The 26,452-nt window shown below is 63.1% G+C and carries 18 protein-coding genes; 4 read left to right on the top strand and 14 right to left on the bottom strand.

The genetic code is table 11. The features are described 5' to 3' along the window. Positions 1-23: 23 nt before the first annotated feature. The 7 genes from AC1DYJ_RS13810 to AC1DYJ_RS13780 form a co-directional block, all read right to left on the bottom strand. Positions 24-1,010, bottom strand: a complete 987-nt coding sequence (locus AC1DYJ_RS13810; protein WP_477288429.1) for an MsnO8 family LLM class oxidoreductase — start codon at positions 1,008-1,010, stop codon at positions 24-26. A gap of 181 nt (positions 1,011-1,191) precedes the next feature. Next, on the bottom strand, positions 1,192-1,554 hold the full coding sequence (locus AC1DYJ_RS13805; protein WP_477288431.1) for a DUF3088 domain-containing protein: 363 nt from the start codon (positions 1,552-1,554) through the stop codon (positions 1,192-1,194). A gap of 164 nt (positions 1,555-1,718) precedes the next feature. Further along, positions 1,719-2,546 carry an ABC transporter permease gene (locus tag AC1DYJ_RS13800; RefSeq protein ID WP_477288433.1) on the bottom strand — a complete coding sequence of 276 codons (828 nt, stop codon included), beginning with the start codon at positions 2,544-2,546 and terminating at the stop codon, positions 1,719-1,721. A 62-nt stretch (positions 2,547-2,608) separates the two neighbouring features. Beyond that, positions 2,609-3,682, bottom strand: coding sequence for an extracellular solute-binding protein (locus tag AC1DYJ_RS13795; RefSeq protein ID WP_477288435.1), 1,074 nt, complete (start codon positions 3,680-3,682; stop codon positions 2,609-2,611). Between the two features lie 24 nt (positions 3,683-3,706). Next, positions 3,707-4,750: an ABC transporter ATP-binding protein gene (locus tag AC1DYJ_RS13790; protein ID WP_477288437.1), complete on the bottom strand. Its 1,044-nt coding sequence runs from the start codon at positions 4,748-4,750 to the stop codon at positions 3,707-3,709. Beyond that, complete coding sequence (locus AC1DYJ_RS13785; protein WP_477288439.1) at positions 4,750-5,529, bottom strand: ABC transporter permease; 780 nt, start codon at positions 5,527-5,529, stop codon at positions 4,750-4,752. Before AC1DYJ_RS13785 ends, AC1DYJ_RS13790 begins: the two co-directional genes overlap by 1 nt. Before the next feature lie 80 nt (positions 5,530-5,609). After that, positions 5,610-6,251 (bottom strand): TIGR00725 family protein, encoded by a 642-nt coding sequence (locus tag AC1DYJ_RS13780; RefSeq protein WP_477288441.1) that lies wholly within the window; start codon positions 6,249-6,251, stop codon positions 5,610-5,612. Between the two features lie 105 nt (positions 6,252-6,356). Here AC1DYJ_RS13780 and AC1DYJ_RS13775 point away from each other — a divergent pair, with 105 nt between their 5' ends. After that, positions 6,357-7,130 carry a DeoR/GlpR family DNA-binding transcription regulator gene (locus tag AC1DYJ_RS13775; protein ID WP_477288443.1) on the top strand — a complete coding sequence of 258 codons (774 nt, stop codon included), beginning with the start codon at positions 6,357-6,359 and terminating at the stop codon, positions 7,128-7,130. A gap of 374 nt (positions 7,131-7,504) precedes the next feature. Beyond that, positions 7,505-8,536, top strand: a complete 1,032-nt coding sequence (locus AC1DYJ_RS13770) for a putative hydro-lyase (protein ID WP_477288445.1) — start codon at positions 7,505-7,507, stop codon at positions 8,534-8,536. A 35-nt stretch (positions 8,537-8,571) separates the two neighbouring features. On the opposite strand, the gene AC1DYJ_RS13765 is transcribed toward AC1DYJ_RS13770, so the two are convergent. The 6 genes from AC1DYJ_RS13765 to AC1DYJ_RS13740 all read right to left on the bottom strand — a co-directional run bounded on the left by AC1DYJ_RS13765 (position 8,572) and on the right by AC1DYJ_RS13740 (position 13,838). After that, the gene (locus tag AC1DYJ_RS13765; RefSeq protein WP_477288447.1) at positions 8,572-9,612 is read right to left on the bottom strand and encodes an EscU/YscU/HrcU family type III secretion system export apparatus switch protein; all 1,041 of its coding nucleotides are present in this window, start codon (positions 9,610-9,612) and stop codon (positions 8,572-8,574) included. 51 nt (positions 9,613-9,663) lie between these two features. Then, positions 9,664-11,823, bottom strand: coding sequence for a type III secretion system export apparatus subunit SctV (sctV, locus tag AC1DYJ_RS13760; protein ID WP_477288449.1), 2,160 nt, complete (start codon positions 11,821-11,823; stop codon positions 9,664-9,666). Then, positions 11,820-12,131, bottom strand: a complete 312-nt coding sequence (locus tag AC1DYJ_RS13755) for a tetratricopeptide repeat protein (protein ID WP_477426114.1) — start codon at positions 12,129-12,131, stop codon at positions 11,820-11,822. The genes sctV and AC1DYJ_RS13755 overlap by 4 nt, the downstream gene beginning before the upstream one ends. A 17-nt stretch (positions 12,132-12,148) precedes the next feature. Further along, on the bottom strand, positions 12,149-12,583 hold the full coding sequence (locus AC1DYJ_RS13750; protein ID WP_477288453.1) for a hypothetical protein: 435 nt from the start codon (positions 12,581-12,583) through the stop codon (positions 12,149-12,151). Then, positions 12,580-13,572: a SctD/MshK family protein gene (locus AC1DYJ_RS13745; RefSeq protein ID WP_477288455.1), complete on the bottom strand. Its 993-nt coding sequence runs from the start codon at positions 13,570-13,572 to the stop codon at positions 12,580-12,582. The genes AC1DYJ_RS13750 and AC1DYJ_RS13745 overlap by 4 nt, the downstream gene beginning before the upstream one ends. A gap of 89 nt (positions 13,573-13,661) precedes the next feature. Continuing rightward, on the bottom strand, positions 13,662-13,838 hold the full coding sequence (locus tag AC1DYJ_RS13740; protein WP_477288457.1) for a hypothetical protein: 177 nt from the start codon (positions 13,836-13,838) through the stop codon (positions 13,662-13,664). A 216-nt stretch (positions 13,839-14,054) separates the two neighbouring features. Between AC1DYJ_RS13740 and AC1DYJ_RS13735 the strand changes: the two genes are divergently transcribed. Together AC1DYJ_RS13735 and AC1DYJ_RS13730 are read left to right on the top strand one after the other, a co-directional pair. Next, a complete protein-coding gene (locus AC1DYJ_RS13735) occupies positions 14,055-14,915 on the top strand; it encodes a MurR/RpiR family transcriptional regulator (RefSeq protein ID WP_477288459.1) in 861 nt (286 codons plus the stop codon). Between the two features lie 589 nt (positions 14,916-15,504). After that, positions 15,505-25,491 (top strand): LysM peptidoglycan-binding domain-containing protein, encoded by a 9,987-nt coding sequence (locus AC1DYJ_RS13730; protein ID WP_477288461.1) that lies wholly within the window; start codon positions 15,505-15,507, stop codon positions 25,489-25,491. Positions 25,492-25,537: 46 nt separating this feature from the next. Here the strand turns inward: AC1DYJ_RS13730 and AC1DYJ_RS13725 are convergent, their stop codons facing one another. Then, entirely contained in the window at positions 25,538-26,452 is a 915-nt protein-coding gene (locus tag AC1DYJ_RS13725; RefSeq protein WP_477288463.1) for a LysR family transcriptional regulator, read from the bottom strand.

The following is a 26,452-nucleotide window of genomic DNA, read 5'->3' as shown; positions in this document are numbered from 1 at the left end:
GGCAGGCTCCTTGGATTGTTTGCTCAGGCTGCGGCCGCCGGCCGCTCGCGCACCAGCATCTCGGCGGTGGCGAGGCGCCACAGGCCGCCGACGGCCGGCTCGACGATGAATTCCGAGTTGCCGGAGCGCGCATGCAGGCGGTCGAGCTCGGAGCGGACCTGGTCCGGCGTTCCGGCGATCACGCTCGGCCGCTTGGCCTCGATGCTGTAGTCGGCGGCGCCCAACTGGCGGGCATAATCCTTTGCCTGTTCCTCGCTGCCGACAGTGACGCTCTGGGCACCGGGGACATGCACCTTGAACAGCTTGATCTTGTCGGCCTGCGCCTCGGCCTCGCCTGAATACTCAGAGACGATGACGGAGACTGCGATGATCGGCGCGCGACCGGTCTGTGCCCGGTAGGCGGCGACGGTATCGTCGAGCAGGTCATCGTCGCCATTGAGGTGGCGGGCGAAAACGAACTCCCATTGGTGCGCCGCTGCAAGCAGGGCGCTCTCGACGCTGGCGCCGAGCAGGAACCGCTGCGGCGCGACCGGCGGACGCGGTGTGGCGCTCAGCCCTTCGACCGGGCCGGCGCCGTCGAGATAGGCGCCAAGCTCGGCGATCTGCGCGCCGAAATCTCGGCTGCGCGCCGGATCGTTTCTGCCTTGCAGGGCGCGCGTCGACAGCGGCAGGCCGCCGGGCGCCTTGCCGATGCCGAGATCGACGCGGCCGGGCGCCAGCGCGCTCAACAGATGAAAATTCTCGGCGACCTTGTAGGGGCTGTAGTGCTGCAGCATGACGCCGCCGGAGCCGATGCGGATGCGGCTGGTGTTGGCGAGCAGATAGGCGATCAGCACTTCCGGCGAGGAGCTCGCAAGCTCGGAGGCATTGTGATGTTCGGCCACCCAGAACCTGCGGTAACCGAGCCGTTCGGCAAGTTGCGCCAGCGCAACCGTCCGCTTCAGCGCGTCGGTCGCGCTTTCGCCGCTGGCAAGCGGGCTCTTGTCGAGGAGGCTGAGTGCATAAGCCATGAGATCTCCACCGTCGGCCGCGCGGCGGCCACATGTTCACTGGGGGAGATCATAGTTGGTATAGTCTATAGATTTTATAGACTACATGCCAAGTTTCAGCCTTTGAGAGAAAAACCCGTTCCTGTGTGACGTCGGCTTTGGAATGCGCGACCTGCATGAAGAGTTCGCATCATCGCCCGTTCTAGGGATGCGGCGGAGGGATCAGGTCGCGGGCGACGAGCGCGTCGATGATCCGCTCAGCGCCGGACACGAACTGGCGGCCATTGGCCTCGCCAGAGGCGTGAGGGGAGGTCTCGCCGGCCGGCAAGATCAGCACGGGCAGCGCCTGATTGGTCTCGCCGACAAGATCCACCACTGCGGCGCGCGGCCTGGGGAAAGCGATCCGTCTGATGTCGATCGTATCGGCAAGCCCGGGAAACGAGGTCAGCACGCCTTCCACCAGCGCAGAATGACGACAGAAGAAGCGCTGCCCCGGAAATTTGGCGTCTTCGAAATCCGGGGTGAGCAGGAACAGGACGGTCTTGTCCGGGTTGGCGGAGGTCAACGGCGTTTCCACTTCGAATGTGCTTTCAGACGGCCCGAAGCCTACTCGCGCCGGTGCCTTCACACGAAGGCGCGGATTTCAAAGCCGATGCGTTGCGAGGCAATAATTGCCTCTTGCATGGCCTCTGATCCGAATGCCGTTCCCGATGGGGGCGCAAGCCGCGGTCAGCCGCGCGTGGAGCGGCTGAAGACGATCTCGCCGATGGCGATGGCGATGGCGCAGATTGCCATCAGGACGATCGAGATGACGGCTGCCGACGGCAGGTCCGTGCCGGTCTCGGAGATCTTGCTGTAAAGCAGCAGCGGCAGAATGTTCACTTGCGTGCCGACCAGGGCGAGCGCGGTACCATAGGCGCCGACCGAAACCGCAAAAGTGAGGCAGAAAGCGGCGATCAGCGAAGGCATGATCTGCGGTATCAGGACATCCGCCAGTACGCGGAATGGGTTCGCCCCCAGGGAGCGCGCCGCGCGCAGTTGAACGGTGTCGAAATTGCGCACGGCCGGCAGCACGATGAGAACGACGCGCGGCACCAGATAGTAGGAATAGGCGAGGCCGAGCCCAAGGGTGGAGAAGATGAAGCCGCCGACCGCCGCCGGGTCGAAGCCGAGCTTTGCCAGAAGCAGCGTGACGAAGCCCGCGCGTCCCAAGAGCAGGATGAAGCCATAGGCGACAATCAGGCCGGAGAAGGTCAAGGGCAGCGAGATGGCGATCAAAAGCGAGGTGCGCATGCGCGGCGACAGGCGCGCCAGCGTGATGGCCACCGGCACGCCAACGAGAAGCGAAAGGAGCGGGGCGGCAACGCCAAGCAGGATGGATCCGCGCAGGCCGGTCCAGAACGTCGGATCGCCCCAGACGCGGGCGAAAGCGGAACCGCTGTCGCTCGCGGCTTCGGTCAGAATGGCGGCGAGTGGCAAAAGAAAGAACAGGCCGAATACGACTGCTCCGGGCACGGCGAATGACGCGGTGACGGCGGCGGGCGTTCTTGCGGACATCGTTGTTCCCTGTTGTGATTGGTCCGCGAGGTTCGCCTCGCGGACCGCGACTGGTGCGATGATTACTGGCCAAGCACCGCTTTCGCCCAGCCGGCATCGATCTCGCTTTTCCTGGCCGTCGCCTTGACGATATCGATCGGCTTCAGTTGCGGGGCGTCGGGCAATTTGCCGGCCACGCTCTCGGGCAGTTTGACGCCAGGCACCGACGGACGCACGAAACCTTCGGCGAAGATGCCTTGTCCCGTCTCGGTCATGATGAAGTTGAGCCAGAGCTTGCCGGCATTCGGGTTCGGCCCGTTCTTGACCAGCGAAATGGCGTAGGGCGCGGCGGCCGATGCTTCCTTCGGCATGACCACGGCAATGTCGTCGCCCATGCCGTCCGTGTACTTTGCCTTCAGGCCGTCATTCTCGTAGCCGATCCAGATCGGGATCTCGCCTTTCAGGAACTGGGCGTAAGGCGTCGTGCCGACAGTGCGCAGAACGTTGCCGGCCGCGGTCAGCTTGCCGAGATAGTCGATGCCGGGCTGAACGTCGTCCATGCTGCCGCCATTGCCGAAGGCCGCGGCAAAGGCAATCACCTGGCCTTGCCCCGTCGAGCGCGGATCCTGATAGACGATGGAATTCTTGTATTCGGGCTTCAAGAGATCGGCCCAGCTTTGCGGAACGTTCTTGATCAGCTTGGTGTTGACGAGGAACGATACGTTGAGCGTATGGACCGTGAACCACTGGCCGTTTTCATGGCGGAAAGCGTCAGGCAGCTTTTCGAAATTGACCGGCTTGAAATCGGCCACCAGGCCCTTGGATGTCGCATCGAGCGCCGATGCGGCAAAGTAATAGGCGGAGTCGGCCTGGGGGCGGTTCTTCGACTTGTCGAGCGTCACCACCGTCGCGGCCGAGCCAAGATCGTTGTAGACCATTTCGACGCCCGGATAGCGCGTCTTGAAGGCCTTGAATTCGGCCGCCCAGTTGGCCCAGGTCGGACCGGTGTCGAAGGAGACGACCATGCCCTCCTTCAGCGCGGCGTCGTAAAGGGCCTGTTCCCCCTGGTAGAGTTCCGGCCCATCGAAGGCGAAAGCAGGCGTGCTTAGCAGTGAGGCTGCCAGAAGGGCGGCGCCGAGGCCGATATGTGTGTTCATTGCGATTTCCTCTCTGTCGCTTGACTAACTGGTTTGCTGGCTGGGTGGCAGCAGCCGGATCGCGTCCGGCGGGATTGCGACGCCGCCTATGTCTTCGCGCATGCGGGTTTCCAGCCGCACCGTGCCGTTGCCAACGGCAAGATCGATGCGGCGCGTGGAGCCGAGGAAACGGTCGGCGACGATGTTGCCGGCAAGTGCGTTGACGTGTCTCAGGGCATCCGCGCCGAGCGGAACCACGCTTTCGGGCCGCACAAGCGCAATGACGGTCGCGCCGGTGGCATGGCCGGCCGTGTCACAGGCGAGAACGCCGACAGGCGTTTCGATGCGACCCGCGGCCGCAATGGTCGAGCGCCAAAGATTGGCCTCGCCGACGAAACGCGCCACGGCCTCATCGGCCGGACTGTCGTAGAGGTCGCGCGGCGGCGCCACCTGCACCAGCCTGCCGTCGCGCATCACGGCGACGCGATCGGCGATCGACAGCGCCTCTTGCTGGTCATGCGTGACCAGAAGCGTTGCGATGCCGGCTGCGCGCTGCACGCGCAGGATCTCGTCGCGCATCTCGACGCGCAGATTGGCGTCAAGCGCCGAAAGCGGTTCGTCGAGCAGCAGGCCGCGCGGCTGGAACACCAGCGCGCGGGCAAGCGCCACGCGCTGCTGCTGGCCGCCTGAAAGTTCGCGCGGTGCGTTGTCGGCGCGATTGCTCATGCCGACGCGCTCCATTGCCTCCAGCGCAAGCCTGCGCCGCTCGGTCAGCGTCACGCCTCGCACCTTGAGCGGATAGGCGACGTTCTCCCAGGCGCGCATATGCGGGAAGAGGCCGTAGGACTGGAACACGATGCCGAGATCGCGCCGCTCCGGCGGCATGGCCGAGACATCCTTGCCGTCGATGATCACGCGTCCCTGAGCCGGGGTCAGGAAGCCGGCGAGCAGGTTGAGCAAGGTGGTTTTGCCCGATCCGGAAGCGCCTATGACGGCGACCAGTTCGCCCGGTCCGACTTTCAGCGACACATCGTTGACGCCGCCGTTTGCGCGCGGATAGTGGAACGAGACCTGGTCGAGGGTAAGCATCAGGCCGCCCTCCCGCCGGCTGTCGTGCGTGCCGCCAGCGAGCTCGCCAGCGACGCCATGGTGGCCAATGCGAGGAGCACCACGGTTGCCGCGCAGGCAAATCCCGTCGCCCCGTAAAACGCCTGCAGCAGCACCACCGGATAGGTGCGCGAGAGAAAGCCGGAGATCAGATTGGAAATCTGGAACTCACCGATCGACAGCGCCGCCACCGTCAGCAGGGAAGAGGTCAGGCTCGCGCCAAGAAGCGGCACGACGATGTCGCGGGCGCGTTGGGCAAAGCCCGCGCCAAGCGAAGCCGCCACGCCTTCGTAGTCGGCAAGGCGCAGCTGTTCCATATCGGCAAGCAGCGTGGTGACGCTGTAGGGAAGCGTCAGCACGAGATGCGCGGCGACGAGCAGCCAGAAACTGCCGAGCCACGGCAGGCTGTCCGACGAAAAGACCAGGATGAAGCCGAAGGCCAGCACCAGTTCGGGTGCGGCCACCGGCATCAGCGCGGCAAGCCGCGCGGCGAAGCGCAGGCCGCGATGCGCTGCCGAATGGATGGCGTAGGCCAGCGGCAGGCCGACGATGATGTTGAGGACGCATGTGGCCGCCACGACCTGAAGACTGGTCGTGAAGGCGCGGCGGAAACTCGGGTCCGCCGCGATCTCGGCATACCAGCGTCCGGTAAAACCTTGCGGCAGAAGCGTGTTGCTCCACGTCTCGCCAAACGAACCCATGAGCAACAGCAGGATCGGCGCTGCCAGAAAGATCAGATAGAAAACGGTTACTGGCAGCACGAACCGCGTCCCTCTGATTTGAATGACTGTGCGTGGAAGTTTTCGTTCATCACGTCATGTATCCGCAGCTGGTGATAGATTTATGACAATCTAGGCCTCTGGCCTCTCAAGATGTATCCGGCCATGCGGGCGAGGGCCTCGCCGGCATCCTGGCACAGGGTGGCGCCGTCGACCGGAGGCGTGTTGCCGAGCGCCAGAACCGGGCGGTTGAAATGCAGGCCAAGCGCCATTTCAGAAAGCGTGCCGTGCCCGCCTCCTATGGCGATGAGGATCTGGCAGCCGCGGGCGATGATGGCGTTGCGGGCTGGGCCGATGCCGGTGGCAATGGGAATGGCGACATAGTCGTTGGCCGCGGTCCATTCTTCGTCGGGCAGCAGGCCTATCGCCATGCCGCCTGCGTCGCTGCAGCCTTTGCAGGCGGCTTCCATCACGCCATTCCTGCCGCCGCATAACAGTTGCACGCCAAGCCGCGCCAGCTCGCCGCCTATATGTTCGGCCATTGCCAATTCGTCGTCCGTGGCGATTTTCGGTCCGATGATGCCGACCGGTACGCGGCGGATGCCGCCATTGGCGGCCAGCCTGCGCAGCGCCTCGACCGCGCTGACGGCAACTGCGTCCGCAGGCGTGTCGCCGGGGCGCCATACCATGGCCCAGGCGTCGAACCGGCCGTCCGGCCCGAACAGGGCTTTCTCGGACGCCGACCACAAAAACTCTTCGCTCACCATTATTCTCCTCTTGCCGCAGGCTTATCATGCTGCGATAGTACATGGAAGATATCTTACACACTTCGAAGCTGTCGCGACAAGGTCGGACCCATGGAAGCCAGCTTGAACGACAAGATTACCGAAAGGCAGGCGCGCATCGTCGAGATCGTCAGCCAGCACGGTTTTGCCACCATCGACACGCTGGCCCGCGATTTCAGCGTTTCGGCCCAGAGCGTGCGTCGCGATATCATCAAGCTCGATGCCGAAGGCCTGTTGCAGCGCTTCCACGGCGGCGTCGGGGTGTGCGAGCCGTCCGTGCGTCTGGGTTACTCCGAAAAGCGAACGGTTGCCGCCGATGCCAAGCTGCGCATCGCTGAGCGGGCGGCGGAGTTGATTCCCGAGGACAGTATCGTCTTTCTGGATGTCGGCACCACTGTCGAAGCCGTAGCGCGGGCCTTGTGTGGGAAGCGGCGGCTGCGCGTCTTTACAGTGAGCCTGCCGGCCGCGGCGATTTTGACCGGCCGCCCCGGTATCGATCTCTTCGTGTTCGGTGGCGCGGTGCGCGGCGCCGACGGTTCGCTGGCCGGCGAGACGACGCTGGCCATGATAGGCCGCTTCCGTTTCGACTACGCGGTGCTCGGCTATTCCGGCTTCGACGAGGATGGCGCGCTGATGGATTTCGATCTTGAGAAAGTGGCGGTCAAGCAGCAGGCGATCGCACGGTCGGCGCATGTGCTCGCAGTCGGCGATTCCTCGAAATTCGCCCGTCGCGCACTGGTGCGTGTCGCCCCTCCCGGCGCCGGTTCTACAATCGTCACGGATGCAATCAGCCCGGCTGACCGCAAACGCTTCGTCACGACATTCGGCTACCGGGTCGAGAAAGCCGGCGGTCCTTAGCGATCCCCATGTTCGGTACCGGCAAGCAACGCAACAGGCATTGTTGAAGACGATCCGGGCAAGCGGCGATACGGGCTAACTGGATCCTTTCTGTCTAGGTCCATCACGATGAGAACGACAGCAATTCTCCCGGCGGCGACCAGGGGCGCGTGCGCCAGCAGCCTGCAGTTCAGGTCCTCTCACGATGTCGTCGAGACTCGCCCTGGCGCCGGAGGGGTCAGGGAATCGGGCTGCTGGAGGCCGCTGCAACAGTCTGCGGTATCGGGATCAATTCATGCGGTATCGCGCACAGACCGCTCAGATCATAGAGTCCATCCTGCGCTACGAGGGAGAAGGATGCCGGTCGCTGTAAATTCGATAATGAGACAGCGACATTGCCACGCATCCTGCCGGCCGGGCGGATGCCTGAAACGATATGGCACGACCAGGCCGTGCGAAGATTGCGGTCTGAGGCCGTCTTCCGCAGACTTTTGGCTGCGACTCATCCAACCATTCCGGAGGGAAAGCGGACCCGGAAAGCGCCCAACCTCGCCAATGGCCGGGACGGCTCTGCGCATGGTGTTGCCATGAGCGCCGCAACTCTCCGGCTACTCACATGGAAGAAGGACGAAGACGTCCGCAAAATGAGCGCGGCAAGGCTGCGCATTTCCATCAGGTTGGGGCAATTCGTAGGACGGACCCCTGGTCTGTCGGCAGGCAAACTTCAGGCAAATATCGTGGTGATCCCGAACAGATACGCCCACGAATTTCAGCAGTTCTGCGCCAGAAACCCAAAGGCATGCCCCCTGGTCGCGGTGGGCAGTGTTGGGTCGCCCCACATAAGAGCGCTCGGCGACATCGATCTGCGCACCGACGCGCCGCAGTACGATGTCTACCGGTTTGGCGAATTGGTGAGCCGGAAGACGGACATAACCAAAGAGTGGCGGGGAGATTTTTCCACATTTGCCCTGGGCAGTTCCTTCACCTTCGAGAACAGGCTGATCGAAAGTGGCATCGAGCTGCGCCATGTGAGGATGGGGCTGAAGGTGCCGGTCTATCGCAGCTGCATCAGGACAGTTCGTGTCGGACCCTTCAGCGGAAACATAGCTGTGTCCATGCGCCCGATCCGTCGTGCCGATATCGACAAGGTAAGGGCGATTTCGGTTCGCTATCCTCAGGCCCATGGCGCGCCAATCCACATCGGCGCGCCCGATGTCATCGGCATCGATGACATCGAGGCCCCGGAATGGGGCGACGCGGTCGGGATTAGGGACGATGAGGTTCCTGTATTCTGGGCGTCGGGCCTCACCGCACAGAATGCCCTGCAGCGCGCGCGCCCGGAAATCTTCATCACCAACGCGCCCGGCTACATGCTCATCACTGATGTCGATAGCCGCGCCGATATCGGTCCTTTCAGAGTCTATTGAAGCATGATCGTCCGAACGCTCCAGCGCGACGCGCTTCAGGTGAGGCCGTTGCGGGAGAGATGGCGAACGACCGGCGCGAACATCTCCTGCTTGATATAGGACCCCATCGGCGCCCCCTCGAACAGGGCCTCAGTGAGCGCCGCATCCTCGGCCACGACGATGCCTGCCTCACGCGCCTGGGCTGCCAGTTCGCCAGCCGTGCGGCCCTGGCCTTTGGCGACGACCGCCGGCACCGGCGTCTCGCCCTTGATGTAACGCAATGCCACGGCACGGTCGGCGGAAACGAACACGATCACCGCATTTTTCACGCCGAGCCTGATCGGCCTCGTCACGGCCTGGCGTCGCTGCCGCCGCTGTTCCTGGCGGATCAGCGGATTGCCTTCGAGGTCCTTGTTTTCACGCTTGTACTCGCTCACCGTCATGCGCATGTCGCGAAGAAACAGCCAGCGCTGCAGTGGAACATCGACCACGCCGATGGCGACGAAGGCGAGGGCCGCGGCAGAGCAGAGCGGCACCAGTACGGCCAGGACGGTCGGCCCAAGGCATGTCTGGCCGCAGCCGGGCGCGTCGAACAATGGCTGCAGCGACGACGCCAGGACAATTGCGAACAGGCCGGCCAACAGAACCACCTTGATCAGGCTCTTGGCGAATTCGATGACATTGCGCAGCGACAGGATTTTCTGAAGACCCTTTGCCGGGTTTATGTTGTCGAATTGCGGCTTCAGCGGTTCGAAGGAAAAGACCGGGCCGAACGTCGACAGCATGCCGAACACGATGGCGAGCACGACAACGATTGCGACCAGCGGCAATGTGATGACCATCAGCACCGAGTAGGTCTGTCGGATGGCTCGCGTGCTGACATCGGCGAATGTGCCGCCTTGTGTGGTCACGGTCTGAACCAGCTGCAGAACGTGGTCCAGAAGCATTGGCCATGCGACGTAGAGATAGGCCAGCACTGCAAGGAAGGTAAAGCCCGAGACAAGATCCCGACTGTGCGACACCTGTCCTTTGCGGCGAGCATCGCGCAGTTTCTTGTCGGAAGCCGGCAGTGTTTTTTCTTCTGCTTCCTGGCTCATCTTTCGACCTTATCGCTGTGTCCCCGAAACTATTCCGTGCGCCAAACGTCCTCAGGAAGCGGCCTCTCGCTCGGCCTCTGCCTGTGCCGGCGGCAGTGATTGCGCACCACCGCGTGCGGCTTTGCCGGAACGACCGGTGATCGTGGCCAGCGGCTGGACGTTGAATTCCTGCGCCAGTTCCTGAAAGGACAGGACCGGAAGCTCGATCCCATTGTGCACCAGCAGGCTGCGCATATGGCGCCGCACATCCATCGCTGCGAGCACCACGGGCACGGCATTGGCGGTGTTGTGCGCCAGCACCTGTTCGATCTCCCCGACCAGGGCCTGCGCATCGTCGTCGGACAGGTTCAGGAATGTGCCGCTCGACATGGTCTGCACGGCTTTTCGCAGGATGTCCTCGGCTGATCGTTGCAGCACATAGGCTGCAATGATGTTGTTGCGATCCGCGCAACGAAAGCTGATCTGGCGTTTCAGTGCCGTGCGCACCCCTTCCGTTAGAAGCACGACGTCCTGCTCGCGCTGGCCCCATTCGACGATGGCTTCGAGGATCAGGCGCAAATTGCGGATCGGCACGTTTTCGCCGACGAGCCGGCGCAAAACCTCCGCGATCTTTTGCAGCGGCACGATTTCCTGTGCCTGTTTGATCAGATCCGCGTACTCGGTTTCCATGTCGGACAGGAGCTTGCGTGTCTCCTGGATGCCGACGAAATGACCGGCATAAAGACGAAGCGCATTGCTCGCCCATCTTGCCGCCACTTCGGCCGGTGTCGCGAAGCTGAACCCTGCCTCCTTCAGGACGTGAACATGCCGCTCGTCGACCCATACGGATTTGCGCCCGCCGGCAACCGGCGACGCTTTTTCGAATGTCACGTCAAGCAGTTCGAGATGCGTGGCATCGGCTTCGACGAGGACGCGCGCGGCAGGGATTTCCTCGTCGAGTATCGGTGCGCCTTCCAGGTCGATGCGGATGCCGCGCGGCGAAGCGGTCTCGTCGACCTGCATGCCGATGGCTGGAACGTTGACCCCGAGGTCGCCGAACAATTCGCCGCGCACGCTTTCGGCGAGCGTGCTGAATTCGGTCTCCGGTATAGCCTGCGCGAGGCCGCGTCCGAGATGCACGACAATGCGATAGGACGCAGGCAGCGCCAGGGTTTGAGGCGCTGCGAGTGTGGCTTTGTCGTCGCCGACAGCCCTGGCCTCGGCATGGCCGGCGCTGTCCTCGGAATCCGACTGCTTGATCGCACGGTTTATCAGATAGGCGCCGGCCCCGAGACAGGCGCCGATTGCCAGGAACACCAGGGCTGGAAATCCCGGCACCAGGGCCAGGCCGACCATGATGATGGCGGCCAGTGCAATGGCTCGGGGATCGCGCAGGAGCTGACTGGTGATCTGTCCGCCGAGATCGCCTTTTCCATCCGCGCTGCCGACGCGGGTCACCATGGTTCCGGCCGCCACGGCAACGAGCAGTGCCGGTATCTGCGCGACCAGCCCGTCACCCACGGTAAGCAGCGCATAGGTCGTGGCCGCCTCACTGAGCGACATGCCGTGCTGCAGCGTGCCGACGCTGAAACCGCCGATGAGATTGACCAGGATGATGACGATGCCGGCAATGACGTCGCCTTTGACGAATTTCATCGCGCCGTCCATGGCGCCGAAAAGCTGGCTCTCGCGTTCGAGCTGCTGGCGCAGGCGGCGCGCCTCGGCCTGGTCGATATCGCCGTTGCGCAACTCGGCATCGATGCTCATCTGCTTGCCCGGCAGCGCGTCCAGCGAGAAGCGGGCGGCAACCTCGGCAACGCGTTCGGCACCGCGGGCAACCACGATGAACTGCGCGACGGTGATGATCATGAAGATCACCAGTCCGACGGCGATGCTGCCGCCGACCACGAAGGTGCCGAACGTGGTGATGATGCCGCCGGCATCGGCCTGCAGCAGGATCAGCCGTGTCGTCGTGATGGTGATGGCCAGCCGAAACAGCGTGGCGATCAGGATGACCGACGGCAGCGAGGAAAACTGCAGCGGATGCGAAACATAGAACGCCGCCAGCAGGATAAGCACGCTGATGGCGATGTTGGTGGTGATGAGAATGTCGACGAGGAATGTCGGCAGCGGGATGAGCATCATCACCACCGCGAAAAGCAGGAGGACGGCGACGACCAGATCGCTGCGGCGAGACAGCTTGACCAGGAGTTGCAGGAGCCGCTGCGTCATTGACTACCTCTTTGCGATAGAAAGCTGCGGAGCGCGCTGCGCGCTTCGGTCTTGCGGCCGGCCGCGAGCAGGGCGCGGCTCTTCAAGAGAGCGAGAGCCGGATGGTCATTCCCGTCCATGGTCTCCAGCCTGGCAACCGTCGCCAAAGCCTTGTCGGCTTCGCCCTCCAGTATCAGCAGATGGGCAAGCGTCTTCAGCACGCCGGCATTGCGTGGCTCGAGCTGCGCGGCGATGAGCAGGTAGGCCACGCCCCGCTTTGCCTGTCCGTGACACCCGTAGAGATAGCCCAGGACATGCAGCAGATGCACCGGTTCTCGCGGTTCAATCAGATTCCGCTTCCTTCCTGCATGCGACCGACCAGATTGCGATGGCGCTCGATCTCTTCTTCCATCAGCGTCACGGCAAGCGTTCTGAGCTGCTCGCCGCCCTCAAGGTCTGGAACCATGTCCGCAACGAAGCGCTGCAAAATCGGCACGCAGCGCCGCAGGATTCCAGCCTCCGCGCCGACGGGCATGACGAAGTCGAGAAGCATCTCGTCGAGAGACAGGTCGGCTGCATTTCTGGCCGGTTGGAATTCCGGCACTTGCGGGTCTTCCGCGGCTCCGGCCGATGTCGTCTGCCGGGCGCGGCTAGCGGCTCTCTCGGCGTCGTTCATGCGTCGCCGGCCGATCGATTGGCCGCGAACGCTTTCGGCCTGGCGGACGTCGCGGCCGTCGGCTCGCGCCGTGTCCAGCCGTGGCCCTTCGAGCCGGCGGCTCATTGATACTTCAGCGCGACCGTGGCGCCGCCCTTGGTCAGCAAGAGTTCCGTGTCGCCGATATGCTTTACCGTCCAGCCGTCGTCAGTGAAGGCGCCTTCGTGATAGCGGGCTCCGTCGGCCGCGATGACATAGGGCTGCTCGCCATACCAGATCGCCTGCAGCATCAGCCGCGGCGCCTGCTGGGCGTTGCCGATCATGACGGCTGAGGCAAGCGCGACATGGGCGCCGAATTTCTGGTCGAACCATGACTGCGTTGCGGTCCAGGCGCCCGACATGTCATTGGTGATCACGCCCGAGACCACGAGGCGCTCCGATGATTTCTCAATGGTCAGTGCGCCCAGGCCGCTTTGGTCGAGGCGCTGCCTGAGCTGGCTCTCCGCCTCGGCCAAGGTCTGCGCCATAAGCGGCGAGGAATCGTTGAGCGTCCGTTGCCTGCCCTGGTCGGCGAAGGCGACTTTGACAGGCTCGCCGTCCGATGCCGACACCAGGTCGGTGAGGCCGGGCAAGGATTTCGACAGCCCGCTTGCGGTGAAGGTGATCGCGCACAGGACGAAGACGATGCAGCCCGCAGCCATAGCCAGCCGGCCGGCAGCGGTCCAATCCGTCGACCGTCGTTGGCTGGCAAGCCGGACCGTGGCGCCACCGAGCGTCATGACGACGGGAAGCCTGCAACGGCTGCCGTGTCCTTCCTTGATCGTCTCGCCCGAGGCGAGGACCACGTCACCGCCGATCGCTTCGATCTCGACGATGCCGCCTTGCCGGCGCAGCCTTGCGTGAATCGGCCCTACGCCGGCATCGCCAAGGACTATGTCGGCTTCGGTGCTGGAGCCGATTGTGTGAACGGGTTCGTGCAGACTGATTTCGGCGCCGCCGTGTACGCCGTGGATGACGGCCAGGACGATCGGATGGCCGGCGTGCGTCGTCGCTGCAGCCCTCAACTGTGGCAACAGCACCGCTTCCATTGGCTTGCCGGCTGAAAAGGCGGTCATGCCGGTTCGTCTCCCCAATGACGGTTTTCAAGATGCCGGGCGGCGAAGACGCCGCCGCTTGTCCGCGGCGGCGTGAATTCGGTAAGCCGTCAGACTTTTTCTGCAGACCGGCCCATCGTGCTCGCCAGGCCCATTTTCATGTCATGTTCAGATTTCGCGGTATCTTTCTTTACCTCGAGGCTGAACATGCGTTCCTGCTGCCTGATCATCTTTTCGAGGTTGTCTTCCGGCGAGCCGCCAGTGGTGATCGGAGGGGTTGTGGTCATCGTCGTCTCCTTGAAGAACCATTCGAATTACAAACGCCAGGCGGCCGCGCGATGCTGCCTGGCCTCTTGCGACTATCACCTTACGGCAGTCCAACTGGAATTGGAAGTCCATTTGGAATTTATGAACCAATTTAGTTCCAAGTGTTGCATTGCAGGCGTCTGAGGCGTAAGCTGCGATGGGGGTCAAAGGGGTTTGATGAAATGGAAAATGGTCCGTTGGCGGAACTATTGGTCGAGCGCTTTGAAACGATGCCGCCGCAGTTGCGGGTAGCGGCGCGTTTTGTGCTGGATCATCCCAAGGATGTGGCGCTGATGTCGATGCGCGAACAGGCGCAACAGGCCGGCGTTTCGCACTCAACGATGATGCGACTGGCGCGATGGCTCGGCCTCGAAGGCTACGAGGATATGCGCAGCCTTTACGCTCGCGCCTTGCGCGAGGCGAGCGCGCGAGGCACGACGCGGCAAGCGATCGGAGGGGCCGGTGAAACGGGCTATTCGGTGGCCGGCGTCGTTGCCGACAGTCTTGCCGCCCAGATTTCGAGCCTCGGCGAATACACCAGCGCCATGCAGATCATTGCCGCCGCCGACGTCCTGCAACGATCGCGGCGCCTTTTCGGTCTAGGCTCGCGCGCGGCCTATCCCGTCGCAAGCCACTTCGCGCACCTCATGTCGCTCCTGGCCGACGATAACCGCACTGTGGCTGTCGTTACCGAAATGGCCGGCCAGGGCTTGGACGATCTGCGGCGCGCCGGCCGCGGCGACATGGTGTTGGCCATCAGCATGGCGCCCTATGAGCGCGCGACGATCGAGATGGCGCGTCAGTCGGCCCGGCAAGGCGTCAGCGTGGTGGCGATCACCGACAGCAGCGTCGCGCCGCTCGCCCGGATCGCACAAGAGACGATCATCGTCACATCGAATTCGCAGTCGTTCTTTTCAAGCATGGCGCCGGCTTTCGCCGCCGTCGAGCTGTTGGTGGCGCTGATGGCGGCGCGCTCCGAGCCGGATGCTGCGGAACGGGTAAAACAGTCGGAAGAGCAACTCGCTGCTTTCGGCATTTATTGGAAGCCCGCGCGGTAGCATCCTCAAGGGGTGCGACCGGGGCGGGTGGCGGCTGTCTTGTCGCCGGCAACGCAATCCGGAGGTCGCCCCCATGATATCGCTGGCCAGAACCCTGCTCGATCTGCAAAAGGCGATTGCGAGCGCGATCGAGGCCGCCCGGCTTCAGGCGCAGGCGGCGTCGGTGACCAACCTGGCGCGCGCCAATGCGACCACAAACGGTTTTCAACCGGTGCGCGCCTCCACGGCGCTGACGCCATACATCTTTCCTCAGCGCTACGAGTTTGCGCCAACCGCGATGGCTCCGGTCAAGCTTAACGCAAGCAAGGCTGAGGACGACGCGGCAAAGGCGCGTGGCATCGTCGATGAGGCCGTACGCGGCAGGAGCATCGACCAGATCGCCGCCGCGCGTGGGATGAAGCCCGAGGAGGTCATTGCCGCACTCAGGTCCGGACATATGAACGTGACCGTCAGCGGCAATGGCGAATTCGAAACCACGACCATAGACGCTGGCGGTGGCCGCACTGTCACGCAAAACTACGACTACCAGCACGGCAGCTACTATACGACCGTTCAGGAAAAGGCTGGCGGCCCGACGACCTCGACGCCGGTGCGCGACGGGCTCGGGCGCAAGGAGACCAGCAGCTACAATTCCGACACCGGCGCGGTGACGACGCGCTACGAGGACGATCTCGGCACGGGTACGGTCACGGAGCGCACATCGATGCCGAACGGCGCGTCGGTGGAGACGGTGACGCCGCGCGGCGGCCCGTCCATTCCGGTGACCACCGTTACCGGTCCGGATGGAACGAAGACCACCTTGGCTCCCAAGCAGAAACCGGGCGGCGACAGTACGCGCATCATCACGGACGGCCTGGCCGCGGGGAAAAGCATCGACCAGATCGCGCGGGAGAACAACCTTACCCCCGCGCAAGTGACAGCCGAACTGCAGGCGGCCGGCTATCAGGTCAAGACCGTCGCGGCAACGAGCGACAATGGCGACGTCCAGTCGGTCGAAATCGTCGACGCGCACACCGGCGCCAAGACCGTCTACAGCAACGACATCCAGCACGACGAACGCACTGTCGTGACCAATGCGGGTGGCAAGGAAACCACGCAATGGGCCGATGGCAACGGCCGGACCCGTGAGACCGTCCGCACCATCGCCACAGGCGAGACGACGACCACTGCCGTCGATCCTAAAGCCGGCACGCAAGTCAAGACGGTCACCGACAAGGATGGCCGGGTGACAACCACCACGACCGAGCAGATCAACGGCGGCAAGCCGATCGAGTACGATGTGAAATCGGGCGACAGCCTGGGCGCGATTGCGAAACAATATGGCGTCACGGTGGACGACTTGCGGCGGGCCAACCCGCAGCTTTTCAGTTCACTTGGCGATTCGGTCATCCATCCGGGCGAAAAGGTCACTGTCGCAAGCGGCAGCCGAACGACGGTCACGGTCACCTTCAATGGTTACACGCTGACCACCAGACCCGACGGCAGCATGACGCTGCACAACGCCACCACGGGCGCCGATCTGAACATCAAGGCTGGAAGCACGCAAGCAGCCTTGGCCAACACACTTCTGGCGGTGAACCCGAACAGCAGCGACCCCGAGGTGGCGAAGGAAGGCCAGGTCGCAAAGACCCTTGTCGAAGGCATTCTGGCAGGCGAGGCGTTGCCTGGCCTTGCCGAGGCAGCGAAGAAAGCCGGGCAGGACAAACAGGCTCTGATCAAGAAATACGGACTGGGCATACCCGCCGCCCCCAAACTCGATGGCCAGCACCGGATTGTCGACCCGTTTGGTGATCCGCCGAAAGGCAATGCGCCGTCGGGCGGAAAATGGACGCCGCTTAAAATCGACGGTGTCTGGACCTGGGTCGATCCTCAGGTTGCGCAGGCCATCATTGCGGAAAACACGGCCCTGTCACGGGTGACCGAGACGCGCGCCCTGGCTGTTCAACGACAGAATCAGTTGGACGTTCAGATGCTCGACCCGGCCTACAATGGCGCGGTCGCTGCCGCCAAGGCCACCGTCAACAAGGGTTTGGCCCCCTTGGATATGTCATGGAACGCGCAAAAGCCTCAGGGAACGCTAGCCGAGGCACAGGATAGGCTGACCAAAGCCAATACCGTGCTGCAGAACGCGCAAGGTGCGCGTGCCGAATATGAAAATGCGGGACGGGTGCTCAACGAAGCCATTGCCGGCAACAGCAAGTTGACCCCACTGGTCGATCCAAAACAGCCACATGTGAGTGCAATGGGCGCCCCGCCCGGACCGTCATACGCTCAGCAGGTTGCCGACCATGCCGCCATCGACAAGCAGTTTTCCGAAGTTGGACTGCATCTGAGCAAGGGCGACAAGCTCACGATCGATTCCCTGCTGGGTGAGGCTGATCTCAACGGCGTTGCCGTGGACTCCGAGCAATACAAGGACCTCAAGGCGATGCAGACGGCTGCTACCAGCCAGCTGGACCTCGCACAGGCCTACCAGAACTACTATGACGCCCACGGCAACGCCGCCCAGGTCGGAGCGCGGCAGAACGCCCTCGAGCAGCGATTGCTCCAGGAGTACCTCGGCAAGCAGAAGTTCGACCCGAACGAGAAAGTGAGCCGTATCAACGGCGACTACCTCGGGCGCTATCAGGGATCCACCCTCGAGATTCGCGATGGGCAGCTTTGGGTGGTAAACCACTTCGAAGAGGGAACGACGGAGCAGGCGCTCACCTACAGGCTGAACAACAAGAATGTCCGGGACGATTATCGCGACCGTCCGCTCAACAAGGAATGGCAGCAACTTCTGCAAGGGGACGGCTCAAACGCGCAGCAATGCGTGTCCAACGGTCTGACGGCCGTCAAATTTACTGAGGCGCAGGCCGCCGAGGCTCTCAACAGCACGCTCGACGGGCAGCTCGGCAAAAGCATTACAGATCTGAATTCCAAGCTGACCGCGCTGCAAGCCGAGGTCAACAAGCCGCACAAGCCGGGAACCGTCGATGCGCCAGCGGGCACGCTGACCGACGGCGCGCAGCCTGTCACAATCGATGTCGACGGACGGACGATCAAGGTGTCACCGGAGGTTGCGCAAGCCTACGGCCTGACCGGCATCGATGCGCTGACGCAAAGCGGCAAGGCGGTCTGGATCGATCTGGACACAAGCGACGGCGATGCCAGTGGACGCTGGGTCGATCCCGAGTTGGCTGTCGCCCAGCTGTCGCTCGAGGCTACGAAGAACAAGATTGCGCAAGTCGGCGATTTGCGCCGGGTGCTTCACGATTTCAACGAATACCACGAGCTCTCGCTTAGCGATCCGTCGCTTCTGATCGAGCGCAACAGCAGCGTGGACAGGGCCTATCTGGACAAGCACCAGCAGCAAACGCTCGATGTTATCTACAAGCCGAAGTTCAAGCAGTTGTTCAACAGCGGCTACGACAACACGTTTCGGGACCAGCCGGGCAAGACGCTTGAGACCACTGTGGCCAGGGCGCTCAATCTCGATCGCTCGACCGATGCGGGTCGCAAAGCAAGCGACAGCGTGCTGGAAGAGATTCGCGACATCGGCGGCGTCAAGATCTCGGTGCGCGTTGTGCCGATCTTCTATGTCGATTCCGCGGTTGGGGCACAGCAATCCGTGTTGTTTGCCGTGCGGGATGGCGATGCCACGCGCTATGTCGACGCCACCGGCCAGAAATTCGACGATCTGGCGGATTTCCAGGACAACAACAACCTGTTTTCCGAGAGCGGCAAACTGGTTGTTCCCAAGGGCCTGGAGATGAAGACCGGAGCCGATGGCGAGATAGCGCTTGAGGTTGTCAATGCGCGTAACGTTTCGGTCATGGACAGACTTGTCGATCCGCTGGTTGGTGTCGTCACCGGCGTGGCGACCATCCTGTCGTTCACGCCGCTGGCTCCGGTTGCCGCCCCGGTGGCCTATGCCGGCGCCGGATATCTGGGCGCCCGGGCGCTGGTAAAGGAGGTCAATTATCTCCAGCATGGCGGCGAATGGGACGATGGAGCCTCGCTGGGCAATATTGCCGGTGTTGTGACCACGGTTTTGCCGGTCGCCTCCAGCCTGGTCCGCACTGCCGGCCTGGCCGGAAAGGAATTGAACGCGCTCCAGGCCTTTCGCGGCAGCATAGGCGCAACCCGGGCGGGCTCGCCGCTGGCACTGCAAACGCAGACCTACATGCAGTCGAGCGCCTTGTTGAACAAAACGGCGTGGCACCTGGATGTCGGCTCGGTCATTGCCGGAACTCCATTGCTGGTTACGTCCGCCTTCGATCTTGCCGCCAATGGCAACCAGATGAATGGCCTCCAACTCGCCAACGCGATCATCGGTACGGGCACCGGTATTTTCGGAACGGGGATCGGCATCCGAGGCCTGCGCACACTACGCCCGGGAACAGGCGAGGAGGCAACGCCCGCCAGCTTCAGTGACGATGCCTCGTCCGACTACACCGAATCCTGGACTTCCCAGCCGGCCATAGGCCATTCGGGAAAACCGATGAAACTTCTGGAAGCCGATGCAGACGGCGTGTTTGTGGACACAGGCGAACTGGTCTACCACGACCCTGCTTTCCCTGTTATTCGCCAAGACGTGGACGATGCCGGTGGAGCGGGCGAACCTGGCACGGCATTGGTTCCAGTCTCGTGGTCATCGACAAAGCCGGGCGTGCCCGCCGACAACGATCCGATCGTTGTGCCAGGCACGGTGGTGGTGGCGAATGCGCAGCGTCCCCTAATCTGGGACCCGCAAAGCCGCAGTTTTTCGGGTGATCAAACCTCACAGGACGGCAGCGGTTCTGCGGCAGGCTCCCGACCGTTGATGCGCTACACGATCGGCAATCGTCATACCGGCGAGACCCTTTCCGACTTCAATCTGCCGGCGGAGCAAAGAACGACGGCCCTGCCCAAGACCAAGGCAATAGCGGCCGCAGCGAAGCCGGTACCGGCTCCCGTCGAGCTCGACCCTTCCTTGCCGGTTCTTTATCTCGGCGACGATGGCCGCTGGACCGAATCGGTCACGCGGCAAGAGGCCGAGACAAACGCGGTGACCGACACCGGGCAACCCCAACCCGTGAGGTCCGACGGCACGCCTATCATCAACAGGTTCTCGTCGAACCCGCTGAGCTTCGGCCAGACGTTCCTCGCCATCAAAGCCGGCTTGCGGCGCATCGGTACGCGTTACCTCGACACCGCCCCCCGCTACGACTATCCGAAGCTTGGCGAACTGGTCGACAGCATCTACCAGCGACCCGTCCCGGAAGGGGTCGCCGCGGGACAGCGCATCTATGTCGAGGCGGGCGGCAAGTATCTGGAAGCGACCGTCATCATCGCCGGCCCGCAAGCAAGCATTGTCCACGGCGACGTCGTGCCGGGTGAACACGTCACGGAAGCCGGCTATCTTGGTTCCGGCTCGACCGTCGAGCGCGCCAAACGCCTGTCGATGACGACGCCCAACGGCCAGCTTCGGGTCAACACGCCCGCGCGCGAAGTCCATACGTTCGATCCGGCCGACAATGCCGAGATCACGAATCGCTCGGCGTTGGGAGAAACGCTTGCCGCGACCTTGCCGGAACTGCCCGGCGAGACGGCGACGCCCGCATCGACATGGACACCGCAGCAGGTGGAACTCGTCGGCGACTACCTGCATTCGCTCGAGCGTTCGACGGATCCGGTTTTGCGCGATGCCGTGACCACGACCAGGCTACAAATGGGGGGCAGGGGCCTGCCAGAGGCCGGCACCGAAATGACGCCGGCTCAGCATCATGCGTTGACCGAAATACTCGATGCGGACAAGAACAGCGTCTTCACCGGCTCCAAGCCGGCCGGGCAGCTTTCGATGAATGGCGTGACGACCCTCCAGGTGTTCGGCGCGCAAGGCAGACTGCCGCAGTCGCCGGCCGAAGTGATCGACCGGCTTGGCCTGTCGTCAGAAGGCGGCTTGCCTGGCGGCGAGCAGTTGCTGACATCAGGAGCGCTGCCCGCAAATGCCCGTTGGACCGATGCCGGCCGCGATATCGTGCGCGATTACGTCGAGGCCGCGACGGGCGCTACCGATCCGAGCCTTGTCGCCGCGGCGAAGGCCGCGCTGCCGGCTTTGAAGGGACGCGCCACAAAGCCCGGCAAGGCCGTGACGCCAGAGCAGCAGGACGCGCTCCTGCAGGTTCTTGCCGCCGATGCCGGCGGCACGTGGGTTTACGGTCCCAGGCTGCAGCCGGGGAGGGCGTTCAGCCCGTCCGGCAAGCTTTCGCCGGAAGGCCGCTACAATGAGAAGGTTCTGTCGGGGCACGACACGTGGACGCCGCATCTGTGGCGAGAGATGCGCGCCTATGCCGCCAACCAGCAGAAATCCGCCGATCCCGCGGTCCAGTCGCTGGGCCGTTCCCTGGCGGATGCACTGCCTGGCGGCAAGCCCAAGACCGAAACTGAGATCAACAGCACTGTGCCCGTTCTTCTGCAGCAATTGCGGGATGCCGACAGCGCAAGCTCGTGGCGCTCGCCGAACTTCTTCACCGATGCGCAAGGGGTCTGGCGCTCCGACCGCGCGACGGTCTCCTGGTTCCTGCAGGAGCACGAGTCCAACATTGTTGGCGGGCCAGCGCTGAACAGCCTGGCGACCAACACGCTTGGTCTCGGCGGATCGATGCTGGGTATCAGTTTGCCGCTGCCCAGCCGCCAAGCCTATGGCGAACTCAGCCTGAAGAACAACGGTCCCAGCGGCACCGGCTTCCTGCTGCCTGTCCATCCCGACGATGCGAAGGGCCAGGCACTGTTCGCCAATGGCTACCGGCCGAACTACGCTTTCGACGAAACGGCCGGTCAGTGGATCGGTGCGGCGCCGATGCTGACGAAGAACACGTATCAAAGCGAAAAAGCCTTTGGCTTGTCCGTATCCATCGGCGGCTTCTCTGTCGGCGGAGCTTTCGTCGCGCGCAAGCTCTATTATCTTGGCGGCGAGGGCGGCCGGCCGGGCTACACGCTGAGGCCCGAAGGCCCGCTCAGCCGTGAGGCGGCCTCGTTCTGGGAAGAGGCCACGCGAGGCGGCGCCAGCCACTACAGCGCCGAAGGCAAGGTGCCCGGTATGGACGATCGCGTCCTCTACCGGAATTTCAGTGTCGTTGCGCCTTTCGGAGGCGGCAAGGAGCCCTGGCGCGGCAGCGTTGCCTTCCAGGGTGTGCCACGTGAGGCGGGCGCTGGCCCCGTCAACCGGCTGGACCGGACGGATTACGGCTTCGGCGCGTCCGTGAGCCTTCCGCAATTGCCGCTGCTGACGGCGGAGGTCGGCTCGGTGAACAAGGCCTTGGTTTCCCATGACCGGACCGCGCGCCCGCATTCCCAATTCAGCGACGGCGCAAACAAAGTCCTGTCCGCGCTGGGAACTTCGGGCGGGCGCGTGACACCGGATTTCCTGGCGCATCTCGATGCCTATCTCGGCGAGACGGCGGCCTCTTCAGATCCGCAGCTCAGGCTTGCCGGCGAACGCGTATCGGACGTGTTTCCGGAACTCGGCAATGCGCCGTATCCGGACCAGCTCGCCACTGCCCAGGGACGGCCCGAAGGCATGAGCAGGGCGGCGTGGAAAGCGTTGCGGCAACAGCTCGACCAGCAGGCGCGCGGCGAACTGACGCCGACGCAGGCCCATTACCTCAATCTGTTGTTCGAGGGCGATGCTCGTCAAAACACACTGCCTTCGTCGCCAACGGGCAGGGACATCGCCGCTCCCGGCAATCCGGCGCCAAGGCCGGTGTCATCAGAGAACGGGCCGGTCTTGCATGGGCTGTTCGACAACTCGATGGCCAAGCCGCTGACGTCGGCCGAAATCGCTGCAAATCGCAAAGAGGCGGCGAGCCTGCTCAATGACATGCTGCATCAGGATCTCGGCATGCCAGAAGTCACCAAGGACAGCCTGGTGGATCAGTTCAGCAGGTCGCCAACGCTTATGGGCCTTCTGCGCGACGCTCATGACAGGGGCGTGCGTATCGTCAACCCGGCGCGGCGCGATCTCAGGCTTTCCGACGCCGGCACCGGCGAGGACGTGACAGCGACCGGATCGCAATTCGATAGCAATCTGGGCGTCATCTTTGTCGACGCCGAAACGTTCCGCGCGCCCGGCTCGGACGGCGACACTGTGCTTGCCGAATTCGTCGATCTGTTCAGCCATGAGGCAAAGCACGCTGCCAGCGGCGCGGTCGACCTCAAACCCGACAACTTCAGCGACCGGCAGGCTTATGGCGACGCGGTGGTCTCAGCCAATCTGCACCCCGAGGGCGAAGCGACATTCACTCAGTATGTCGTGGCCGACGAGCTTGCGGCCAATGGCGGCAAGCCGGCTGCAATTCTCGCCGGCGATGTGCCGATGGCCGAAATATTCGCCCGGTACAAGGCCGGCGAGATCGATCGGCCCCAGGCTATCGCCGACATGGCAAGGCTGATCGGCGACAAACAGCCGAGCACCAGCGAGGGAACTTACACCGAGTTTTATCGCAACCAGGCCGCCAAAGCGTATGACCACTACATAAGCGGCGCCACCGGACCTCTGCTGCAACCCGGCCAGCCCGCGCCCGCAAACAAAGGCCAGCCCAAGAAGGGGCTTACCCAAAGTGGCGTCCAGAAGGTCCCGCTCGCTCGAGTGCCGGGCCTCGACATGAGCAATTTTCAACCGAACCAGGTTTCCTGGCTGAAACCCAAGCAGGTGGCGAAACTGACGAAACAGCAGTTGGGTGACATGGATCGCGCGGGCCTGCTGCCTCATCTCACCAGGGCCCAATTACGCGCCATCCCTGAGACCAAGATCGTTGATGTCAACATTGCGGGTCTGGAAGGGAAACAAATTCCCTGGTTGACCAAGGGCCACATAGGCAATCTCACAGACAAACAGACGCAGGATCTGATCGATACCGGTTTGAGTTCAAACCTTACGCGGCCGCAATGGCAGCAGATCACGGGAGACAAGGTCGCCCTCTTCGATATGACGAAGGTGGATCCAAGCCGGATTGCCTGGTTCGAACCCGACCAGGTCGCGAAGTTCACCTCAAAGCAATTCGCGGATCTGGGCGAGGCTGGCCGGTTGAATTCATTTACAGAGCCCATGGTCGCAGCGATCCCCGACGACAAGATCGGCGGGGTCGATGTGACGAAGCTCGATCCAGGTCAGGTCCCCTGGCTGACCGAAAAGCAGGTCCCGCAGCTGACCTTGGCCCAATGGGGTGACTTCCCGCTTGACCACATTGAAGCCTTCACCCAACCGCAGATCGAGAAAGTGCCGGCAAAACTGTTCGGCGAAATGAGCCCGGGCCTGTTTCGCAAGTTCACGCCCGAGCAGTTCGGGTGGATGTCAGCGGATCAGGCCAAGGCGCTTTCCTCGCTGCAGATGACGACTTTCCGGGCAACTCACAAGAAGACCATGACGCCTGTACAGGCCGCCGCGGTCGACGAAGTTCTGGGCCATGCAAGGTGGAAGGAAAACCGCGAATTGCTCGCGACGTTCGGCGGGATGACCACCGCCGCCATTACGCTACGGGAGACCCTGCCGCCGCATATCTCGGCGACGGCCGCCGGCGTGGCCTTTGGGGTTCGTGGCCTTGTCTTCAGCGCACAGGCAATTTTTCCCAACGCCACGGCAGGCAACAAGCCGCTGGGGCGGGCCCTCAACGCCATCAACGCTGTAACCTTCATCTTCGCGGCGCCGGGTTCAGTCAACGCTGCCCTGCACGGCGACAATCTGTGGGTGAACGGCACCTATGGTCTTGGCAATATCATCTTCGGCACCAAGACCGGCCTGCAAGTCTTCACAGGACGGACTGTGTTCCGAAATGCGGGCGAGCATCTCGGCGAACCGCTCTATGTGCTTGGATCGGCCTTCTACACATTCCAGAACCTCGATTCCCCATTGGCCTGGGTAGCGGGCGGTCTGTTCACGGTCGGCTGCAGTGAATTCTGGGCGTCGGCGGCCAGAACCGATATTCTGAACCGCAAGCCGGCTCCCAGGACAGAGCAGGAGTCCGAGCAAAGGGCCAAGTCCGACAAGCGCTGGGCGACGGCCGACCGTCTCTCGCTCGGAATAACCTTCGGCGTCGGCATGATCCTGTTTGCCTGGGACACTCTCGACGGCGAACCCTGGAAGGTAAAGCCTGCCACACCGCCGACACCGACCCCGACACCAACGACGTCCCAGTCGCCGGTGCCACCATCGCCTAAGTCATCTCAGTCGCCGGCTCAGTCGCCGGCGCCCCAAACGACGGCCTCTCAACCGCCAGCACCACAGTCATCGCAACCGCCGGCGCCTCAATCGACGTCCTCCCAGCCGTCGCAATCGCCGCCTCCCACAAGTGGGAGACCTCGTGGCGGCCTGAAGCCTGTCAACTATGTCGAGCCGCAGGGCAATGGCGATTCCGAAGGCCGCACGAACCCCACACTGGAAAAGGATGGCTATCGCTGGGTCCAGGCGCAAAGCGGCGATACCATCCGCCTGATAGCCAGGAGCCAGTCGGTCGATGTGGCGCAGACAATGATGCTCAACATGGATCACATCCTGACGCCGGATATGATCGTCTCGGGCGACAGGATCTATCTGCCCGACAGGTCGGTGTGACGGCCAGTGGACAGGGCGCCCGCCGCGTCACCAAAGCGGCGGGCAGCTATGGCTCCACGGCTCGCGCCGCGTACCTTCGGGCAACGCAAGCAGCAAGATTGGCCGCCCTTTCGGCTACGGAGTTTGACGGCTCCGAAGGATAAGAAGCGGTAAACTGCAGATCGGACGGATGCCATTCGCAGTCGACGATGCGCAATGTGCCGTCCGCGGTGTGTTCCCGCACCACTTGTTCGGGCAATGAGGCAATGCCGATGCCGTTGAGCGTCATCTTGATCGACGCCGCGAGTGAGTTGGCGGGAAAGATGCGCGGCGTCTGTTCCACTTCACCGCTGAGCTTGCGATGGATTTCGCTGTAGAGCCTCGTGCTGCGGGCATAGCTGATGATTGGAAACTGCATCAACTCATTCAGGGTCAGTTGACCGCACTTCGGCAACTTCAGGTTTGGCGCGCAGACCCATACCAGCGGAAAGGACGGCAGGTCGACATTCTCGATGCCGTACTCCAGCACCGGCCCCATCAGCACCGCCAGATCGATGCGATGAGACATCAGTTCGCTGCGCAGCGTTGTCGTGGCGTCGACGACGATATCGGTCTCCACAAGCGGGTAGTGTTCCTTGAGCTCGCCCAGGAAGTCCGACAGCCATGTGTGCACGATCGATTCGGCCATGCCTAACCTCAGCACTCCCGCCGTTTCGGAAAGCGAGTTGGCGGCGAGTTGCAAGCGTTCGGCGTCGCGCAAAACGCGTTGCGCGGGCGGCAGCAGACGCTGGCCCTCGGCAGTCAGTTTGACTGTGCTGCTCTGGCGCTCGAACAGCCTGGCGCCGAGCGCCTCCTCGAGGCTCGCTATTCGCGCCGATACCGCCGGTTGCGTCGTGTTCAGCCGGTCGGCCGCCTTGCGAAAACTGCCGAAGGTCGCAACCAGCAGAAAGGTCTCGAGCTGTTTGATGTTGAAGGGGATCAA

The organism is Mesorhizobium sp. P2_B11 (genome assembly GCF_056404855.1).
The sequence above is the reverse complement of the archived record's forward strand: the minus strand, read 5'-3'. Positions and strand labels throughout refer to the sequence as shown.

Bases quoted from the DNA above. Each gene is read 5' to 3' on its own strand.
- AC1DYJ_RS13810 (WP_477288429.1), bottom strand. From the start codon at position 1,010: ATGGCTTATGCACTCAGCCTCCTCGACAAGAGCCCGCTTGCCAGCGGC.
- AC1DYJ_RS13800 (WP_477288433.1), bottom strand. From the start codon at position 2,546: ATGTCCGCAAGAACGCCCGCCGCCGTCACCGCGTCATTCGCCGTGCCC.
- AC1DYJ_RS13795 (WP_477288435.1), bottom strand. From the start codon at position 3,682: ATGAACACACATATCGGCCTCGGCGCCGCCCTTCTGGCAGCCTCACTG.
- AC1DYJ_RS13790 (WP_477288437.1), bottom strand. From the start codon at position 4,750: ATGCTTACCCTCGACCAGGTCTCGTTCCACTATCCGCGCGCAAACGGC.
- AC1DYJ_RS13765 (WP_477288447.1), bottom strand. From the start codon at position 9,612: ATGAGCCAGGAAGCAGAAGAAAAAACACTGCCGGCTTCCGACAAGAAA.
- sctV (WP_477288449.1), bottom strand. From the start codon at position 11,823: ATGACGCAGCGGCTCCTGCAACTCCTGGTCAAGCTGTCTCGCCGCAGC.
- AC1DYJ_RS13750 (WP_477288453.1), bottom strand. From the start codon at position 12,583: ATGAGCCGCCGGCTCGAAGGGCCACGGCTGGACACGGCGCGAGCCGAC.
- AC1DYJ_RS13745 (WP_477288455.1), bottom strand. From the start codon at position 13,572: ATGACCGCCTTTTCAGCCGGCAAGCCAATGGAAGCGGTGCTGTTGCCA.
- AC1DYJ_RS13740 (WP_477288457.1), bottom strand. From the start codon at position 13,838: ATGACCACAACCCCTCCGATCACCACTGGCGGCTCGCCGGAAGACAAC.